21 protein-coding genes and 1 tRNA gene are annotated in these 19114 nt (G+C 47.2%); 18 read left to right on the forward strand and 4 right to left on the reverse strand.

All coding sequences use genetic code 11. The annotated features are described in order from the left end of the window. Positions 1 to 6: 6 nt before the first annotated feature. The 3 genes from hemJ to Q7V32_RS00570 all read right to left on the reverse strand — a co-directional run bounded on the left by hemJ (position 7) and on the right by Q7V32_RS00570 (position 2989). Positions 7 to 432: a protoporphyrinogen oxidase HemJ gene (gene hemJ / locus Q7V32_RS00560; protein ID WP_304895046.1), complete on the reverse strand. Its 426-nt coding sequence runs from the start codon at positions 430 to 432 to the stop codon at positions 7 to 9. 155 nt (positions 433 to 587) lie between these two features. Then, positions 588 to 1100: a peroxiredoxin gene (locus Q7V32_RS00565; RefSeq protein WP_304895047.1), complete on the reverse strand. Its 513-nt coding sequence runs from the start codon at positions 1098 to 1100 to the stop codon at positions 588 to 590. Between the two features lie 188 nt (positions 1101 to 1288). Continuing rightward, on the reverse strand, positions 1289 to 2989 hold the full coding sequence (locus tag Q7V32_RS00570) for an ABC transporter ATP-binding protein/permease (RefSeq protein ID WP_304895048.1): 1701 nt from the start codon (positions 2987 to 2989) through the stop codon (positions 1289 to 1291). Positions 2990 to 3643: 654 nt separating this feature from the next. Here Q7V32_RS00570 and serA point away from each other — a divergent pair. The 17 genes from serA (at position 3644) to Q7V32_RS00655 (ending at position 17129) form a co-directional block, all read left to right on the forward strand. Beyond that, positions 3644 to 5224, forward strand: coding sequence for a phosphoglycerate dehydrogenase (serA, locus tag Q7V32_RS00575; RefSeq protein ID WP_304895049.1), 1581 nt, complete (start codon positions 3644 to 3646; stop codon positions 5222 to 5224). Further along, positions 5221 to 5862 (forward strand): HAD-IB family phosphatase, encoded by a 642-nt coding sequence (locus tag Q7V32_RS00580; protein WP_304895050.1) that lies wholly within the window; start codon positions 5221 to 5223, stop codon positions 5860 to 5862. Before serA ends, Q7V32_RS00580 begins: the two co-directional genes overlap by 4 nt. A gap of 150 nt (positions 5863 to 6012) precedes the next feature. Beyond that, positions 6013 to 6765 carry a YebC/PmpR family DNA-binding transcriptional regulator gene (locus Q7V32_RS00585; protein WP_304895051.1) on the forward strand — a complete coding sequence of 251 codons (753 nt, stop codon included), beginning with the start codon at positions 6013 to 6015 and terminating at the stop codon, positions 6763 to 6765. 225 nt (positions 6766 to 6990) lie between these two features. Next, positions 6991 to 7491, forward strand: a complete 501-nt coding sequence (ruvC, locus tag Q7V32_RS00590; RefSeq protein ID WP_159655217.1) for a crossover junction endodeoxyribonuclease RuvC — start codon at positions 6991 to 6993, stop codon at positions 7489 to 7491. Then, positions 7488 to 8093: a Holliday junction branch migration protein RuvA gene (ruvA, locus tag Q7V32_RS00595; RefSeq protein WP_304895052.1), complete on the forward strand. Its 606-nt coding sequence runs from the start codon at positions 7488 to 7490 to the stop codon at positions 8091 to 8093. Before ruvC ends, ruvA begins: the two co-directional genes overlap by 4 nt. Then, positions 8090 to 9124 (forward strand): Holliday junction branch migration DNA helicase RuvB, encoded by a 1035-nt coding sequence (gene ruvB, locus Q7V32_RS00600; RefSeq protein ID WP_370690795.1) that lies wholly within the window; start codon positions 8090 to 8092, stop codon positions 9122 to 9124. Before ruvA ends, ruvB begins: the two co-directional genes overlap by 4 nt. Before the next feature lie 69 nt (positions 9125 to 9193). Continuing rightward, on the forward strand, positions 9194 to 9604 hold the full coding sequence (gene ybgC, locus Q7V32_RS00605; protein ID WP_304895053.1) for a tol-pal system-associated acyl-CoA thioesterase: 411 nt from the start codon (positions 9194 to 9196) through the stop codon (positions 9602 to 9604). Continuing rightward, positions 9594 to 10271 carry a protein TolQ gene (gene tolQ / locus Q7V32_RS00610; RefSeq protein WP_159655225.1) on the forward strand — a complete coding sequence of 226 codons (678 nt, stop codon included), beginning with the start codon at positions 9594 to 9596 and terminating at the stop codon, positions 10269 to 10271. Before ybgC ends, tolQ begins: the two co-directional genes overlap by 11 nt. Beyond that, a complete protein-coding gene (tolR, locus tag Q7V32_RS00615) occupies positions 10268 to 10702 on the forward strand; it encodes a protein TolR (RefSeq protein ID WP_304895054.1) in 435 nt (144 codons plus the stop codon). The genes tolQ and tolR overlap by 4 nt, the downstream gene beginning before the upstream one ends. Positions 10703 to 10707: 5 nt before the next feature. Then, positions 10708 to 11349 carry a cell envelope integrity protein TolA gene (gene tolA / locus Q7V32_RS00620; RefSeq protein ID WP_304895055.1) on the forward strand — a complete coding sequence of 214 codons (642 nt, stop codon included), beginning with the start codon at positions 10708 to 10710 and terminating at the stop codon, positions 11347 to 11349. Between the two features lie 93 nt (positions 11350 to 11442). Further along, complete coding sequence (locus Q7V32_RS00625) at positions 11443 to 12765, forward strand: energy transducer TonB (RefSeq protein WP_304895056.1); 1323 nt, start codon at positions 11443 to 11445, stop codon at positions 12763 to 12765. 43 nt (positions 12766 to 12808) lie between these two features. Continuing rightward, positions 12809 to 14101 (forward strand): Tol-Pal system beta propeller repeat protein TolB, encoded by a 1293-nt coding sequence (gene tolB, locus Q7V32_RS00630; protein WP_304895064.1) that lies wholly within the window; start codon positions 12809 to 12811, stop codon positions 14099 to 14101. Positions 14102 to 14184: 83 nt separating this feature from the next. Beyond that, positions 14185 to 14796 (forward strand): peptidoglycan-associated lipoprotein Pal, encoded by a 612-nt coding sequence (gene pal / locus Q7V32_RS00635; protein ID WP_304895057.1) that lies wholly within the window; start codon positions 14185 to 14187, stop codon positions 14794 to 14796. Then, positions 14796 to 15680 (forward strand): tol-pal system protein YbgF, encoded by an 885-nt coding sequence (gene ybgF / locus Q7V32_RS00640; RefSeq protein WP_304895058.1) that lies wholly within the window; start codon positions 14796 to 14798, stop codon positions 15678 to 15680. The genes pal and ybgF overlap by 1 nt, the downstream gene beginning before the upstream one ends. Before the next feature lie 2 nt (positions 15681 to 15682). Beyond that, complete coding sequence (gene queE / locus Q7V32_RS00645) at positions 15683 to 16324, forward strand: 7-carboxy-7-deazaguanine synthase QueE (RefSeq protein WP_304895059.1); 642 nt, start codon at positions 15683 to 15685, stop codon at positions 16322 to 16324. A gap of 2 nt (positions 16325 to 16326) precedes the next feature. Further along, positions 16327 to 16998, forward strand: a complete 672-nt coding sequence (gene queC / locus Q7V32_RS00650) for a 7-cyano-7-deazaguanine synthase QueC (RefSeq protein WP_304895060.1) — start codon at positions 16327 to 16329, stop codon at positions 16996 to 16998. A 55-nt stretch (positions 16999 to 17053) separates the two neighbouring features. After that, positions 17054 to 17129 (forward strand) — tRNA-Lys (locus Q7V32_RS00655). A gap of 87 nt (positions 17130 to 17216) precedes the next feature. On the opposite strand, the gene Q7V32_RS00660 is transcribed toward Q7V32_RS00655, so the two are convergent. Next, positions 17217 to 18296 carry a tyrosine-type recombinase/integrase gene (locus Q7V32_RS00660; RefSeq protein WP_304895061.1) on the reverse strand — a complete coding sequence of 360 codons (1080 nt, stop codon included), beginning with the start codon at positions 18294 to 18296 and terminating at the stop codon, positions 17217 to 17219. A 322-nt stretch (positions 18297 to 18618) separates the two neighbouring features. Between Q7V32_RS00660 and Q7V32_RS00665 the strand changes: the two genes are divergently transcribed. Beyond that, on the forward strand, positions 18619 to 19114 hold a 496-nt coding region (locus Q7V32_RS00665; RefSeq protein WP_304895062.1), incomplete at its 3' end, for a hypothetical protein.

Raw genomic sequence — 19114 nt, forward strand, 5'->3', positions numbered from 1 at the left:
ACAGGCTCAGAACGGTTTGACGACAGCCAAAATGATAATGCCGATCAGAAACAGCACGGGCACTTCGTTCATCCACCGGAAATAAACATGGGAATGCGTATTGCGGTCATGTTTAAAATCCAGCAGCCATTTGCCGCAATAAACATGGTAAATCACCATTAGCGCGAGCATCGTCAGTTTTACATGCAGCCACCCGTTTTGTGAGTACATCACCCAGGCATAATCAACCAGCATCCAGATGCCGAATATAAAGGTGACAATCATGCCCGGTGTCATGATGCCGAAAAACAATTTCCGTTCCATGACTTTAAAGCGTTCGTTACTGATTTCATCGGAACTCATGGCGTGATAGACGAACAGACGGGGCAGGTAAAACAGTCCTGCAAACCAGGTCACCATAAAAATCAAATGTAACGCTTTTAGCCAAAGCATAAGCTTATCCTTTTAAATAGGGGTATCGGCTCAACCCCCTTCAATTTTATTGGGTGTAGGTGGTTGATTGAAAAGGCCCCTGCAACAGGGTTGTTGTAGAGAGCGTCAGGAACGTATTCACGCGTTCTTTGACATCAATCGCCTACACCCTCAAGTCAAAGCGGGCGAGTCGTTACTAATAAGGTTTCAATCAGCCGAGATAATTCGGCGGGTTTAAATGCGCCGGTGATGTGTTGAACAATCATTCCGTCAGCGTCGATTACGAAAGTGGTTGGCGTCAATCGCACCTCGCCGAATGCGCGTGCCTGTTCGGCGCGTAAATCCAAAGCGACATGATAGGGTATCTGTTTTGCTTTGGACATTTCAACCACATGATTTGGCGGGTCGTAATACATGGCAATTGCGATGATTTCAAGTCCCTTATCCCGGTAAGTCTGATAAAGGTCAATCAGATCCGGAATTTCTTTAACGCAAACAGCGCAGTCTGTCGCCCAAAACGTAACAATGACAGGTTTACCTTTAAACGAGCTTAACTGAAGGGTTTGGCCGGTGATGGTCAAAAATGAGACATCGGGTGCCTGCAAAGATTGGTTTTTGGATGTCCAAAAAACGGCGGCAGTGATGAGTAAAGCCAGAGCAAGGCCCATGATCCTGATGTTAAAGGGCATGTTAAGTGGCGGCTCCTAGGGTTAATGCGGGTTATCACTAGTCTATCAAGTCTTGCCGGTCGATAGTGAAAATGACTAATTGATAATAATTCCGCCTGCCTCCCCTGATTTGAATTGGCGTTGACTCAAATCAACAGGGGAGATAGAAGCGGAATGTGAACCTCAAAGAATCGGGCTTAACACGCCTTTCAAATCAGGATTATTTGCCGTTTATGTAATGCTCTGACGGCCGGTTGCTTGGTTATCGTCAGTAGGGTTGAGTCTGGAAACTCTCTCATGATCATGCGTATCATTTCAACCTCGTCTTCCGGATTAAGCGAATTGAAGGCTTCCTGCATCATGATCCATTTTGGACGGTGCAACAGTAAGCGCACCATGCCCAGTCGTTGTTGTTGCTCACGCTCCAGGTTCTTTTCCCAATCACCGGTTTCATCTAACTGGGGAATCAGATCAGTCAGTCCTACTCGTTCCAGAGCTGATTCCAGTGCTTCTTGATTGAAGGCTTCGCTTTCGGAAGGATAGCAGATTGCCATACGCAAAGAACCTGTCGGTAAGTAAGGGCGGGGCGGCATAAAAAACATCGGGTCGTCGTCCGGTAATTCAATCGTTCCCTCGCCCCAAGGCCATAGACGTGCCATGGCTTTGAACAGTTTATTGCCGGTATAGGGATTGCCGGCGAGTAATATCCGTTCGCCTGCGTTGATTTCCTCATCCAGTCCTTCGATACAAACTATGCCATCCAGACGTGACAGGCAAAGTTTGTCGAAACGCAAAATCGACTGTTCATTCTTTTTAATAAGGATGCGGTGAGGATCGGGTTTAGCTATTTCTTCCTCCAGTTGAACCAATACTTCATTGAGTCCCAAGACCCGTTCCACCGAGGCCCGCCATTCGGCGACCCTGCCCATGTTGTCAACCGGCCATGACAAGGCAGAAACCATGTGCTGAAAGGCTTGCGCTGATTGCATCAAGGCTCCGAGACTGATGTTGCCCAGGATATAACGGGGTGCTGAAACCAGGATAGGAAAGGCCATGGACAAAACCGAATAACCTGAACTGAATAGCAATATTTTTGCCCATGCGTTGGTTTGCTGATGCCAGACAGTAATGATGTCGCCAAACAAGGCATGAAAGTGAGGGTTTTCATGCCGTTCACCGTGGATCAAAGCGATGGCCATGGAGTTTTCCCTGGCTTTAACCAAGCCAAAACGGAAATTAGCTTCCACCGTTTGTCTGTCGTCAGTTGCCTTGGTAAGGGGGCGGCCTATCCACCAACCCAGAGTTGATGCGCAGGCTGCATAGATTATGGATAACCAGACAAGATGTCCGGCTATGGGTATTTCGACCAAAAACAGGTTAAGGGTGATGGTTCCGGATAAATCCCAAAGAATTTCGGTGAAGCTGATCAGCAACAATACGCAGTACAGCAAACTATGAGTCAGATCAATGGCTAATTCGGTAGAAATGCGAATATCTTCGGCGATCCTGCCGTCAGGATTGTCGTGCTTGCCGGGAATATGGGTAATCAGATAATGCCGGCCGTTGTGCATCCATTGGCCGATTAATTTATTAGTCAACCAGCCGCGCCAATCAAGTTGCAAGCGGCGTTTAACCATGACATGAGACGCTGTAACCGCCATATTGGCGATAAAAATCAATACGATAAGGCCGACCTGGGTAAAAAACTTGGTCATTGATTGTTGGTCCAGTGCGTCGAATAATGCGGCGCTCCACATGGTGATCACGACTGAAATAGCGATTTGCAGGATGGTCAAGACCACCAATGCCACCGAAAAACCAATAATGGTGTTTTTATTTTCGGATTGCCAAAAAGGTCCGGCAAGCTTGATAAAATCTAGAAAAAATCTGCTTTTGGTTCGCAATGCCATACTCCTTAATCAGTTGTACCGCCAATATCCAAAAGAAGCTTCGCATTTAACACAGCCAACGCTATCGTTTTGTTGGTGTTGAGGGCTGTGCCTCTGCTCTGGATTTGGTATGGCGGTGAAAATGCAGGCATCTGTTTCCAGGAAGGCCTGCTTATTATTGTTATAGTGTTCGCACGAGAAATCGGTTGTATCTATCCTTCAGCCCTATTTTCCGGAGAGAGAAGGAAATTGGGTGCCAAAATTTGAAGTAACAAAAGTATAAAAGCTTATCACGAAAATATTGAAGAAATTACGACCGATAAGGTTGCCCAGCAATTTCCAGTTTGAACTTTTAATGTGTCTTGGAGGGTAGGCGAAAGCCTTGCGAGGAAGGCCGTAGATCCATTCATGGAGGCTTAACGGCAGCATCCCTGCTGCCGACATCCCCGCAAAGCTCGCCTACCCTTTATTATCATCAAACTGGGAATTGCTGAAGGTTGCCATTACGTCTGTTTAAGCAGCGCTCACTATCAATGAAGACTTATGCACTGATTTTTTTAGTAAACAGACTATTAGACGGGCTTTACTAATTCACATTAATTTCGAGTTACTGCAATGCCGTCAAAACTGTTAAGCTATGCACTTTAACTTTCACTTTCTTTCAAATTTCTGGTCATGTACAAAATACTCATATCCGACAAATTAGCTGAAGCAGGCATCAATTACCTGAATGATCAGGATGGAATCCATATTCATATTCAAACGGGTTTAAAAGAAGACGAATTGTGTCAAATTATCGGTGAGTATGATGCGCTGTTGATTCGTAGCGATACTAAAGTAACTGAAAAAGTGCTGAAAGCGGCGACGAAACTCAAAGTCGTAGGTCGTGCCGGGATCGGTGTCGATAACGTCGATATCGCCGCTGCGACTGAGCAGGGCATTATTGTCATGAACACGCCTGATGCCAATGCAACGACAACGGCAGAATTGGCCATTGCCCATATGTTATCGCTGAGCCGTCATTTACCCGCTGCCGATCGCTCCATCCGTGCCGGAAAATGGGAGCGTTCGAAGCTGATGGGTTCTGAAGTCGCACATAAAACGCTGGCTATCCTCGGTTTTGGCACTATTGGTCGTATTGCTTCTCAGCGTGGTCTAGGTTTGGGCATGGAAGTGATTGCTTATGATCCGTTTGTGACGCCTGAAATTTTTGAGCGTTACGGCGTTCAATCCGTCGATTTGGAAGAACTGGTTAAACGTGCCGATTATTTGACTTTGCACTGCCCTTTGATCGAAAAAACAAAAGGTATTATCGGCAGCGCACAAATGGCCATGATGAAAAAAGAAGCGATGATCATCAATTGTGCCAGAGGCGGATTGATAGATGAAGCGGCGCTTTATGATGCCTTGAAAAACAATCGCATAGCTGGAGCCGCTCTGGATGTGTTTGAACACGAGCCACCGGTAAATTCACCGCTGCTGGAGTTGGACAATATTGTTTTTACGCCGCATTTGGGTGCGTCTACAGCAGAAGCTCAAGTGGCCGTCAGTGTTGAAATCGCCAGACAAGCCGTGATTTATCTTAAAACCAGCGAGGCAGTCAATGCCTTGAACTTGCCGCGCCTATCCGCTGAACAATTGAAAAAAGCAAGCCAGTACATGGGCTTGGCCAATATTCTCGGCAAAGTGCTTGCCGGACTTGCTACTCAACCTTTGGAACGTATCGAAGTGGCTTTATTCGGTAAAGCGGCTGAAGTTGATGTCAGGCCGGTATCAATTGAAGCATTGGTTGGCGTTTTATCCGGCAAGGTTTCAACGCCGGTAAACCGAGTCAACGCTGAAAAAATAGCCAAGCGTCAAGGTATTTCGCTCGTTGAATCGAAAACCGAGGAAACACATGACTTTTTATCACTGGTCAAAGTGACCGGATTTTTTGGTAATGAATCTGTCAGTCTGTCCGGCACATTATTGGGTGAGCGCCGTCCTCGTCTGGTTCAGGTAGATCAGTTCGAAGTTGAGGTCGTGCCTGAAGGTACTTTGATTTTTACCCGCCATGATGACAAGCCCGGTGTAATTTCATCTATCAGCAGCGTTTTGGGCGAATCCAACATCAATATTAGCCGGATGGAAGTCGGCGGGGCCAATAATGAACTGGCTATGGCGGTAATCAGTATTTCAGAGCCGTTGAATGATGATTTACTGGCTCAATTGTGTGACATTCCAGCAGTTCATCGCGCGGCCCAGGTCATTCTATGAGTTTTGACAATATCTGTTTTGATTTTGACAGCACGCTGAGCAAGATCGAAGGGATAGATGAATTGGCAAAAAGAGCGGGCATGGGTGAAGAAATGGCCCGTTTGACCGATCAGGCAATGAACGGCGAGCTGCCGTTAGAGGCCGTTTACGGTCACCGACTGGAAATGATAAAGCCGGATAAGCAAGCTATTGACTGGTTGGCGGATGAATATATCCGCGAAAAAGTTGCCGGTGTTGAGACACTGTTCAGTGAGTTAACGGCACTGGGTAAGTCTGTCTATATTGTCAGTGGCGGAATCCGTCAGGCGATATGGCCCATGGCGTCACTGCTCAATTTACCTGAAAGCCACGTGTTTGCGGTGGATATCTTTTTTAACGAAGATGGCAGTTATCGCGACTTTGATCGCGAATCAACATTGGCCAGAGCCGGCGGAAAAGCCCAGGTTTGTAAACAGTTAAGTCAAAACGGCCAACGTCTGGCGATGGTTGGCGACGGAAAAACCGATCTTGAATCCAAGCAGGCGGGTGCTTTTTTTATAGGTTTCGGCGGGGTAGTGGCCCGGCCGATTGTCCAGGAGCAGGCGGATTTGTTCATCAATGAGTCCTCTTTGCTGGCTGTTTTGGATTATTTGAGATAATTGTCTTTTGATCCGGGTAAAGTCCTCGCTACGGAATTTACCCGGATCGACCCCCGAATCAATCGCTTGAATTTTCATTGACTTAAATTCGATAAGCTGCGGGCAGAATGGTAGAATCCGCGGTTTTTTATTACAGATTTAGAGAGAAGCATGGCTGGACATAGTAAGTGGGCTAACATAAAACACAGAAAAGCCGGACAAGACGCCAAACGCGGCAAGATTTTCACAAAAATGATTCGTGAAATTTCTGTCGCGGCTAAATCGGGAGGCGGCGATCCTGCCAGCAATCCTAACTTGCGTACCGCAATCGATAAGGCGCTGGGCGCAAACATGAAGCGCGACACCATCGATAACACCATCAAAAAAGCGTTGGGTGTTCAAGATGGCGCCAATTATGAGGAAGTGCGTTACGAAGGCTATGGCCCCGGGGGTGCGGCCATCATGGTTGATTGTTTAACTGATAACCGTAATCGAACCGTAGGTGAAGTGCGTCATGCATTTACGAAGGCGGGCGGTAATTTGGGTACGGATGGTTCTGTTGCTTATTTGTTCACTAAAGTGGGCATTATCAGTTTTCCCGATACGGTGGACGAAGATGCCATTATCGAAGCGGCGCTGGAAGCGGGTGTCGATGATGTTGTGACCAATGAAGACGGTTCCATCGATGTGATGACAACCCCTGAAAATTATCTTGAAGTTAAAGAATCATTGATTGCCTCGGGCTTCGTTCCCGAGAATTCGGAAGTGACCATGCAGGCTGCCACCCAAGCCGATCTGGATCAAAATGATGCCGAGAAACTGTTGCGTCTGATTGACCGTCTAGAGGATTTGGATGACGTGCAAAATGTGTATTCGAATGCAGATATCAGCGAGGAAATAATGAATAACCTGTCTGTTGATTAAGGGCTTATTCATTCGAGTCATAAAATAATCGTAACTACTCGCCCGCTTTGAATTAAGGGTATAGGTGCTTGATTTCAAAGGACGCATCAATACGTCCCTGTAGCTCTCTGCAACATCCCCCTGTTGCAGAAGCCTTTTCAATCAACCACCTACACCCACTATAATTGGAGGGGGTGAGCAGATACAAATAATCAACCCTTTCCTATCCGGCTGTTTAAATCGAACGTGACAAAAATTTTAGGTATAGACCCCGGTTCCCGGATAACCGGCTACGGGGTTATTGAAGATTTACCGCACGGAACGAGGTATATAGCCAGTGGCAGTATCAAAGTCACTGCGGACTATTTTCCCGATCGATTGAAGCAGATCTTCAAGGGCTTGGTTGAGGTTGTTGAAAATTATCAGCCCGATCAAATGGCGATTGAATCGGTATTCATGCATAAAAATGCCGATTCAGCGCTAAAACTGGGGCAAGCCCGAGGCGCCGCAATTTGTGCCGTTCAATCTGCAGGCTTGCCGGTTTTTGAATATGCGGCACGGCAAGTCAAACAGGCTTTGGTCGGCAAGGGTAATGCTGAGAAAGCGCAAGTCCAGCACATGGTAAAAATCTTGTTAAATATTCAGGGTACTCTTCAGATCGATGCCGGCGATGCGTTAGGTATCTGTCTTTGTCATGCTCATTATCAGCAGACTGAGCGCCGGTTAAGTTCGGGAGTTTGGCGATGATTGGTTTTTTGAGTGGCAAGCTGGTCGTCAAAGCCCCGCCTCAATTGGTGATTGATGTCAATGGTGTCGGTTACGAAGTCGAAGCGCCGATGACTACATTTTATAATCTCCCTGCTTTGGGCGCGCCGGTTACCTTGTTTACTCATTTGGTCGTCCGAGAAGATGCACATATTTTATTCGGTTTTTCCACCGAAACCGACCGCTTGATGTTTAGAGCGTTGATCAAGGTCAACGGTGTAGGGCCCAAGCTGGCTTTGACGATTTTGTCCGGTCAAAGCGCCGAAGATTTTCATCGCTGTATTCATAATAACGATACGCAAGCATTGGTACGACTGCCCGGAGTAGGCAAAAAAACAGCCGAGCGGCTGATCATTGAAATGCGTGACCGTTTGCCGGATTTGGGTGATGAGCCCGGTTCAGCCAATAGTCAGGACGCGTCGGTTTTACTACCCGAATTAAAACCCCAGCAAGAAGCGATCAGCGCATTGTGCGCATTGGGTTATAAGCCGGTTGATGCGGCAAAAATGGTGCGTAGCATTCCCGTTGAGGGAAAGACCTGTGAAGCGATAATCCGGTTGGCTCTGCAAGGCGCAAGCCGATGATTGAGGAAGACCGTTTAATCAGCTCTCGGGGGCGTGGCGACGAAGAGCGGGTCGATAGGGCTATCCGGCCTAAAAAACTCAGTGAATATATCGGTCAGCCCGAATTGCGCGCTCAAATGGATATTTTTATTCAAGCGGCAACGAATCGTCAGGAAGCGCTGGATCATGTGCTGATTTTTGGTCCGCCCGGCCTGGGAAAAACGACCCTGGCGATGATTATCGCAACAGAAATGGGCGTCAATATCCGTTGCACATCCGGCCCTGTGCTTGATAAAGCAGGCGACCTGGCGGCTTTGCTGACCAATCTGCAGACACATGATGTGCTGTTTATTGATGAAATTCACCGCTTGAGCCCGGTGGTCGAAGAAGTGCTGTACCCGGCGATGGAAGATTACCAGATTGACATCATGATCGGTGAAGGACCCGCCGCCAGATCAATCAAGCTGGATTTGCCGCCTTTTACCCTGGTAGGCGCGACCACCCGTGCTGGCTTATTGACCTCGCCTTTGCGTGATCGTTTTGGAATTGTGCAGAGGCTTGAGTTTTATACCGTTGATGAGTTGGCAAGTATTGTGGTGCGTTCCGCCTCATTGTTGGGCATTGCCATCGACAATGCCGGGGCTGCTGAAATCGCCCGCCGTGCCCGTGGAACACCGCGTATCGCCAACCGCTTGCTTCGCCGGGTGCGCGATTATGCTCAGGTTAAAGGTGACGGCATTATTAACCAGTCCGTAGCTGATCTCGCGCTGTTAATGCTGAAAGTGGATGCCAACGGATTTGATGCATTGGACCGGAAATTGCTGTTAATGATGATAGATAATTTCAACGGCGGACCGGTAGGACTGGATACACTGGCTGCGGCTATCAGTGAGGAGCGGGGAACCATAGAAGATGTCTTGGAACCCTATTTGTTGCAGCAAGGTTTTATTATGCGTACACCGCGCGGACGGGTTGTTACTCAGAATGCTTATCTGCATTTTGGTCTAAAACCGCCGAAACACCTGGGTGAAACCGATGATGTGTTTACCTAAAATAAGAGTGAAGCGGTTTGTTCGGTTTTTATCCGATGTCATTGAAAAATCAAGTATTGTTCCTATACAATGACCCTACAAAAATTTGAGTGGCCAATTCGTATTTATTATGAAGACACGGATGCGGGTGGTGTGGTGTTTTATGCGAATTATCTGAAATTTTTTGAACGATGCAGAACTGAAATGCTCCGTGCTGCGGGGTTCGAGCAAGATAGTCTCATTAGAAATGAACGGATCATTTTCGTTGTGCGTTCCGTTCAAATCGACTATCTGAAACCGGCTCGTTTTAACGAATTAATCTCGGTTACTGCCGGGATCATTGAGGAAAAGAAAGCCAGTTTGTTGTTTGAACAGCTTATTTATCGAGGTGAAGATGTGTTGTGCAAGGGATTGGTGCGCATCGCCTGTGTTGATCCGGAAACTATGCGGCCTAAGGCCATACCTAAAATTTTAATAGAGCAATTTAAGAATGAATGCTGATTTATCCCTTTTTCATCTAATAAAAGAAGCCAGCTTTTTGGTTCAGATGGTGATGCTGATCCTGGTGGTTGCATCGCTGATTTCCTGGACTTTTATATTTACCAAGCGCAAGGAATTCAACCGCGCCGCGATCATTGCTGATGAATTTGAAGAAGAGTTCTGGTCAGGCGTTGATTTGACCGAGTTATACAAGCGTCTGGCATCCGATGACTTTGAGCCTGAAGGGATAGAAAAATTATTCATGGCGGGCTATAAAGAATTTTCCAGAATGCGCCAAATGGGCGGCATTAATCCTCAGTTTCAGGTGGAAAATGCGCAACGGGCGATGAAAATTGAGTTAAACCGTGAACTGGAGCGACTGGATGAGCATTTGCCGTTCTTAGCCACTGTCGGTTCTATCAGTCCCTATATCGGTTTGTTCGGCACTGTTTGGGGCATTATGAATTCATTCCGCTCTTTAGGTAATGTGCAGCAGGCTACGCTGGCTCAAGTTGCGCCAGGCATCGCCGAAGCGTTGATTGCGACAGCCATCGGTTTGTTTGCCGCGATTCCTGCAGTAGTTGCCTATAACCGTTTTGCGACCAATCTGGATCGTTTGATCGGACGGTATGAATTGTTTATCGACGAGTTTGTTGTTTTGTTACAGAGGCAGGCACATAGTCAATGAGTAGCAGGCAAAATGGAAGAAGAAAGCCAAAGGCAGAAATAAACGTCGTTCCTTACATCGACGTTACCCTGGTTTTATTGATCATTTTTATGGTCACTGCGCCTATGTTGCAGACAGGGGTGGATGTTGATTTGCCGCAAGCCGAATCCGAAGCGACCGAACAAAAAAATGATCCGCCAATTATTGTGTCGATTGATAAGGATGGTCAGTATTTTGTGGATTTAGGCGGCCAAACCAGTATTCCTGTTGAACCGGAAGAGTTGTTGAGCAAAGTGACAGACGTTTTGCAAAGCAAGCCGAAAATACAAGTATTTATTCGCGGCGATAAGGATGTCGATTATGGCAAAGTCATTACGGCCATGGCGGCCCTGAAAAATGCGGGTGTTCCCAAAGTCGGTTTAATGACGCAGCCTTATCAGCATCAGCAATAAAGTGCATGAATAATACACGCAAATTCGGTTGGCCGTTTACGCTGGCGTTATCCCTGCATCTGTTGCTGCTCAGTGTATTTTTATTCAGTTTCGATTTCCAGGTAACGCCTGAGTCAAATCCAGCGCCTGAAGCTATTGATGCAATTATTATTGATGATGCAGTCATCCAAGCGGAAGCGGAAAGGTTAAAAAAAATCGAGTTAGAAAATCTCAAGCAGGCACAGGCTTTAGCCCGGCAAACGGCTGAACAGGAAAAGCAGCGTGCCGAGAAAATTACCGCTGAAAAAAGAAAATTAGAAGAGGCTGCCCAAAAAGCAGAAGCTGAAAAACTAAAGGCAGAACAGTTGGCAGCAGAACAGCGCAAGCAGCAGGAAGTGGCTAAGCAGAAAACCGAGCAAGCGGCTGAACAAAAACGTAAACAAGAGCAGGATGCCAAGCAAAAAGCGGCGCAAGTTGCCGCAGAAAAACAAAAACAGGAAAAAGCAGCGCAACAAAAAGCAGAAGCTGAAAAAATAAAGGCTCAGCAACTGGCGGCGGAACAGCTCAAGCAGCAAGAAGTGGCTAAGCAGAAAACCGAGCAAGCGGCTGAACAAAAACGTAAACAAGAGCAGGATGCCAAGCAAAAAGCGGCGCAAGTTGCCGCATAAAAACAAAAACAGGAAAAAGAAGCGCAACAAAAAGCAGAATCTGAAAAAATAAAGGCTCAGCAACTGGCGGCGGAACAGCTCAAGCAGCAAGAAGTGGCTAAGCAGAAAGCCGAGCAGGATGCCAAGCAAAAAGAGGCGCAAGTTGCCGCTGAAAAGCAAAAACAGGAAAAAGCAGCGCAACAAAAAGCAGAAGCTGAAAAAATAAAGGCTCAGCAACTGGTGGCGGAACAGCTCAAGCAGCAAGAAGTGGCTAAGCAGAAAGCCGAGCAGGCAGCTGAACAGAAACGTAAACAAGAGCAGGATGCCAAACAAAAAGCGGCTCAAGTTGCGGCAGAAAAACAAAAACAGGAAAAAGCAGCGCAACAAAATGCAGCAGCTGAAAAACTGAAGGCTCAGCAACTGGTGGCGGAACAACGCAAACAACAAGAGCAGTCCAAACTGAAAGCTGAGCAAGCGGCCGCTGCAGCTGCTGAAGTAAAAAAACAAAAAGCTGAACAGGCCGCAGTAGAAAAACGTAAACAGGAAGAAGAGGGCAAGCGTAAAGCGGCAGAGGCTGCTGCATCTGAAAAGAAAAAGCAGGAAGCGTTAGCTAAACAAAAAGCCGAACAGGCGGCCGCAGAAAAGCGTAAACAGGAAGAAGAGGGCAAGCGTAAAGCGGCAGAGGCAGCTGCAGCTGAAAAGAAAAAACAGGAAGCAATAGCCCAGCAAAAAGCTGAACAGGCGGCCGCAGAAAAGCGTAAACAAGAAGAGGGCAAGCGTAAAGCGGCAGAGGCAGCTGCAGCTGAAAAGAAAAAACAGGAAGCAATAGCCCAGCAAAAAGCTGAACAGGCTGCTGCAGAAAAACGTAAACAAGAAGAGGAGGCCAAACGTAAAGCGGCAGAAGCGGCTGCGGCAGAGAAGAAAAAACAGGAAGCAATAGCCCAGCAAAAAGCCGAACAAGCAGCTGCAGAAAAGCGTAAACAGGAAGAAGAAGCGAAGCGAAAAGCAGCAGAAGCAGAAAAGGTACGTTTAGCCGAACTGGCCAAGCAACAAGCTGAAGCCTTACGTAAAGCCGAAGCTGAAAAAGCAGCCGCAGAAGCAGCTAAAGCCGCCGCTGAAAAAGCCCGTCAAGCGGAATTAGCGAAAGCACGAGAAGACATGCTGGCAAAAGCGGCAAAAGAGATCGAGCAAAAGGTTGAGCGAGTTTGGATTCGGCCGGCTTCATCTGATGGTAATTTGAAATGCACTTTGCGAGTCAGTTTGCTTTCTTCGGGCGAGGTGATGAGTGTGTCTATCGTCAAAAGCAGTGGGGATGACATGTTTGACCGTTCGGCTGAAAATGCAGTAAAAAGGGCCTCACCATTGCCAGTGCCCAACGACAGAGAATTATTTAACAGTAAATTCAAGAACTTTGTTTTTGAATTTGAGCCCCATTAATCTGCCCTGATGTGCGGCGAATATTTTACAGAGGTAAAACGTGATTGAATTGATCAGAAAAATTTTATTGGGTCTGCTGCTGGCTGTTTATGCTGTTGCAGCTCAAAGCGAAGAGTTAACCATCAGGATTACTCAAGGCTCTGAAAAAGCGGTGCCTATTGCCATCGTTCCGTTCGGCTGGCAAGGCGCCACTCCTTTGCCGGATGACGTCTCCTCTATTGTTGATGCCGATTTAAATCGTACCGGCTATTTTCGCACGCTAGCCAGAGAGCAAATGCTGACAAAACCAACTCGCCCTGAAGAAGTGGTGTTTAAAAACTGGCAAGTATTAGGGCAGGAATATCTGGTGATAGGGCAGATCACCCCGGAAAGTGGACGTTATAATATCGATTTCCAATTGTTTAACGTGTATAAAAATGAGCCGTTGATGGGCTATAAGATGACCGTACCGTCTAATGAGCTGCGCCGGTCTGCACATCGAATCAGCGATCTTATTTACGAAAAATTAACCGGCAAGAAATCCGATTTCGGTACCCGTATCGCCTACATTACATCGGTTACAGAACCCAACGGACGGAGAAAGTTTAAGCTGCAGGTTGCTGATGCCGATGGCAGTAATCCCAAAACGGTTGCTGCGTCCTATGAGCCTTTGATGTCTCCCGCTTGGTCGCCAGACGGCAAAATGCTCGCCTATGTTTCTTTTGAACGTAAATCTTCAGCGATTTATGTACAGGTGCTGGCGACGGGTAATCGCTCTCGTGTGGCTGAATTTCCCGGAATCAACGGAGCTCCCAGTTGGTCGCCCGATGGCTCCAAGCTGGCTTTGACCTTATCTAAAGACGGTAGTCCCGACATCTACACTCTGAACCTGTCTACGCGCTCACTGACTAAGTTGACCAGCGAATACTCGATTGACACCGAGCCAGTCTGGTCGCCAGACGGTAGTAGTATCGTGTTTACCTCCGATCGAGGTGGAAAGCCGCAACTTTATATGATGCCCGCCCATGGTGGGGGAGCTAAGCGCTTGACATTTCAAGGTGACTATAACGCCGGAGCGGCTTTTTCCAGTGACGGCAGAAACTTGGCGATGGTTCATGGGAATCACGGAGATTACCGGGTCGCTGTAATGGATATGGGCAGCAAGTCGATTAATGTTTTGACGGCTGGCCGCTTGGATGAGTCGCCCAGTTTTTCACCCAGCGGAGGTATGGTGCTCTATGCCTCTCGTCAGGGTGGGCGAGGCGTATTATCTGCGGTTTCGGTTGACGGTCGTACCCATCAAAAATTGACACTGGAAGGCGGTGCGGTTAGAGAGCCTGCCTGGTCGCCTCAGTAGCTTAAGCAAATGGAATAATTTGCCCGGGTTGAAATGAATTTTGCAGTAAAATTAATGACTTACTTTTTTGGAGAACAATTGATATGAAATTTACAAAACTACTTGTTGCTTTAGCGGTGTCCTCGGTGATGTTGTCGGGTTGTAGCTCCGATGCCGAAGAAGGCACTGATTTATTGGATGCAACTCAAGGCGGCACACCTGATGCGTCAAGTTCCGGTTATGGTGCAGGAACCGGTATAACGGGTTCTGAAATCGGCGGATACGGGAGTGGTTCCGATGGTGGTTATGGGAGTGGCAGCTACAATAATCAATTTCCTAATTCGTTTATGGGGCCTGAATTTAGCGATCCTTCCAATCCGCTATCAAAAAGCACTATTTACTTTATGTATGACAGCAGCGACGTTCAGCAGGATTTTATTCCCGTCATTGCGGCCCATGCAAAATATTTAGTCGCTCATCCCAGGGCACGTCTGGTTTTGGAAGGGCATGCTGATGAGCGTGGATCTCCGGAATACAACATCGCTTTAGGAGAACAGCGTGGTAAATCGGTTGCCCGTATGCTGAAAGTTCAAGGTGTTTCAGAAAGTCAGCTTCAAGTGGTCAGCTATGGAGAAGAAAAACCTTCTGCGATGGGAAGTGACGAGTCGGCATGGCAACTTAACCGTAGAGTAGAATTGGTTTATCAGGGGCAATAATGAAATTACGTCTGTTCTTCTTTCTGTTATTTTTTAACAGTGGTGCTGTATGGGCGCAATCGCGCCCTTTGCCGTCTGTCTATGATAATTCAGCTTATCCAGCGGCTAATGCAAGCACAGCAAAACCCTCTTCGACCAACACGCTTTACGAAGTGCTCGGTCGAGTAGAGCAGTTGCAGGCGGAAGTGCAACAATTAAGGGGTATTGTTGAAGAACAGGCGTTCACTATTACCGAGCTGAAAAAACGGCAAAATACGATCTATGACGATCTTGATCAACGTATGCAGTCGCTGGAAACCTCAGGATCAGCGGGTTCGGCGGAAAAGGCTGCTCCTGCACCAGAAGCCCAGCCTCCTGCCGCCAGTGCAACTCCCCCAGCAGCTGTTCCGGTAATTCCTGCCCAGCCTGCAGTTACTGCGCAAGCACCGGTTAAGCCGGCAGTATCAGCTACTGAAGCGGTTCCTGCACCTGCTGCTTCCGCTGCAGCTGTGAGTGGTAAATCCAGGAAAGAGCGCTATCAAGAAGCTTACGATACGCTGAAAGACGGGCATTACAGCCAGGCTATTACCGCTCTTAATGCGTTTCTAAAAGACTATCCTGCCGGAGAGTATTCTGATAATGCCCAATATTGGTTGGGAGAGGCTTACAAGGTCAACCAGGAAGTCAGTTTGGCTCGCGAAGCATTCAGTAAAGTCGTTTCAAACTATCCGGCCAGTCCGAAAGTGAGTGATGCTCTGCTTAAATTAGGCTATATCGAGTTTGAGCAAAACAATAAAGCGAAAGCCGGTGAGTATTTTTCACAAATTACCACGCGTTTTCCCGGAACCACGGCAGCCCATTTAGCGGCTAAAAAAATGCAACAAATTGAAAGCGGTGCGCCCTAAGCGTGAGTTCATTAAAAATCACTGAAATTTTTTATTCCCTGCAAGGTGAATCAAATACGGTAGGTTTGCCTACCGTATTTGTTCGCCTGACCGGCTGTCCTCTGCGTTGTGTTTATTGTGATACTGCTTATGCTTTTACCGGAGGCGAAAGGCTGACTATTGATGACATCATCAGTCAGGTAGAAAGCTATAGCTCTCGTTTTGTCACTGTCACCGGCGGGGAACCGCTGGCTCAAGCGAATTGCAATAAGTTGATGACAAAACTACTTGATAGAGGCTTTGTGGTATCGCTTGAAACAAGCGGGGCGCTTGATGTTTCCGGCGTGGATCCGCGAGTTGTGAAAGTCATGGATCTTAAAACCCCCAGTTCCGGCGAAATCTCAAAAAATCGTTATGAAAATATTGATTATTTGAGTTCATCGGACCAAGTCAAGTTTGTCATTGGGGACCATTCCGATTACGAGTGGTCCAAAGACATCATGATGCAATATCGCTTAAATGAACGCTGTGACGTGCTTTTTTCACCGGTTATGGGGGAACAAAACCCAACCGAACTCGCCGAAAAAATTCTACAAGATCGATTGCCTGTCCGCTTCCAAATACAGCTTCACAAACTGTTATGGAATGATGCGCAAGGAAAATAATCATGCAACGTAAAGCAATCATTCTACTGTCCGGTGGACTGGATTCAATCACCGTTTTAGCTATGGCTAAAAAACAGGGTTATCACTGTTATGCCCTGAGTTTTGAATATGGACAAAGGCATAATGCCGAACTCAATGCTGCACGAACCATCGCTGTTGAATACGGTGTAGTTGATCACAAAACAATTAATATCGATCTGGGTGCCATTGGCGGCTCGGCATTGACCGATGAACATATTGCCGTTCCCACTTCGCTTCAGGAAGGCATCCCGGTAACCTATGTCCCCGCACGCAATACCCTGTTTTTATCCTTTGCTCTAGGATGGGCCGAGGTGCTCGGTTGCTCGGATATTTTTATCGGTGTGAATGCAGTTGATTATTCAGGGTACCCGGATTGTCGGCCCGAGTTTATAGAAGCCTTCCAAAAGCTGGCTACTCTGGCTACTAAATCCGGCGTAGAGGGGCATCCCATTCGAATCCATACTCCACTTATTACGCTTAGCAAAGCCGATATAATCAAAAAAGGAATTGAATTAGGTGTGGATTATCAGCAAACCGTCTCATGCTATTCTGCATCAAAATCTGGATTAGCTTGTGGAATATGCGATGCTTGCCGATTGCGAAAAAAAGGATTTGAAGAAGCAGGCGTGTCTGATCCGACTCGTTATCAATAGTAGTAAAAAAATGTTGCAAGAAGAAAATAAATCATTATAATAGGCAATCTTTGTTGGGTCGTTAGCTCAGCCGGTAGAGCACCGCACTTTTAATGCGATGGTCGTGCGTTCGAATCGCACACGACCCACCATCAAATCATAGATAAATCAACCAGTTAGCTTTTTCGGGAAGCTGGTTTTTTTATGTCTGCTATTTATCAAATTACCCAATGGGTAAATCATGATGCTAACCGCAACATGGTCACCCCTTCTATCTTAGTCAATTTCTCCACTGCGATCAGAAGTTCCTCAACCTCTGCTGGTGAATAATGAATCGTAATATCACCGTCTATATGGTGCATCAATACCTTTCGAGTTTCTAATGGCACCCCTGCCAACCGCAAACGCCTAGCAAAGGTATGCCGCAAATTGTGTGGTCCCGACAGCACATCTGAACCGACTGGCAACTCTGCTCTTACCCAAGCCTTTTTCCATGCAGTATTGTGCATCCGATCGACTGGCTTGCCGCGATATCCAAATACGTGAGTGTTTTGCATGCCTCGTCGACTCTCGATGACATTCTGGGCCACACTATTCAGCACGATCAGGCACGCAGTTTCATTCTTGGTAAATTCACCAGGCACCAGAAAAATTGATGATTCAATTTCTGGAATTCGAATTTCCCATTCCCAACGCAACTCTGCCACAATGTTTTCTCTCGCTCCAGCATGCAATGCAAATAGAGCCATTTCAGCAAGATGATTAGGCAGTTCATGCAAAAACTTATGTTGCTCATCAATAGAAAGCGGATAGGGTTTTGCGGCATCCTTCCAATCAGGCATCCTTAACAATGGAGCGCTCGGCAACCAAGATTGATTATCCATGTCACGCCACACTCGAGAAGCCAGGGTCAATATTCTTCGGACAACCGCCAGTTCTCGAGTCACTGTTTTGCTCTTGATACCCAACGCCTTGCGATGATCAATGTACGGCTGAAGGCTACCTTGATGCACTTGGTCCACCCTCAAATGTCCAATCCAAGGATCAAGGTTGGCAAGACATGTAGCATCCCGATCAATGCTTGACTTAGTTTCCTCCATCAAATATTTCGTTGCAGCTTCACGAAATAATTTACGATCAGGGGTCGAAGCAACAACTTTTGCTTGGGCTATGGCCCTGTGATATTCCGTTTCTGCTTCTGCTTGCGTGCTTGCTGTAAAGCGGTGGCGAACTCTGCCGATCCCGTCGATGCGTTTGTCAACCGCACCTTTTCCTGTTTTTTTGTCCCAGTACAAACCTGGGAGTTTGTTTCTTGCCATGATGGTTGCTCCTTAACCCTCACGTTGCGGGTTTTATATTCATCTAAAGCGTGATCCAGGTCAAGTCGATCAAAACCAATGCCTTGGTTGCCCATTTGAATTTCGGGAAGATAAGGACGAATTTCACGATCAAACAAGGTCCGCCCCATACCCGCGTAATACTGCGCTTCCGGTAGTCGTAGGATTCTTGGGGGGTAGTAATTCGTCATTTTTATAAATTCCGCCAATCATGCAAGATATCTTGTTGCATCATCCTAAAAAGAGCAGTTCAAACTTGCTAAACTATCTCAAGTAATTGATATAAATTGAGAATGAGGCGCTTATGCAAGAGATCATGACTCACCCATTGGGTGATGGCCAATCAAAAGCATTGATACCCTTAGCCGAACCCGTAACGGTCGACACATTTGGCGGGCGGATTCATGTCGAATGGAATCCGCAAGCGGCCGTAACGCCGTTGGGGCAGTTGCCGTTTTTTATCGACTACCTGCACGTCAGTGGCTTGTTTGACGAGTGGGTGTCGAACTGTCCGTTACAGTGGACGAGTCCGAATGCCCCGACTAAAACCGATGTTTTAGGTACGGTGCTCTTGTCGGTGCTGTCGGGCCATCAGCGTTATGCCCACATCAACGCCTTACGCGGCGACGGCGTCAATCCCGGTTTATTGGGCATGAGCAAGGTGGTCAGCGAAGACTCGGTGCGGCGCAGCTTCAGCAAAGCGCCGGAAGAGGAAGTCATTCCTTGGTTACAAGGAAGCCTTCAGCGAGTCTATACACCGGTGTTGAGTGAGCCTTGGATTCTGGATGCGGATACCACGG

It is taken from the genome of Methylicorpusculum sp. (genome assembly GCF_030651835.1).
Lineage (GTDB): Bacteria > Pseudomonadota > Gammaproteobacteria > Methylococcales > Methylomonadaceae > Methylicorpusculum.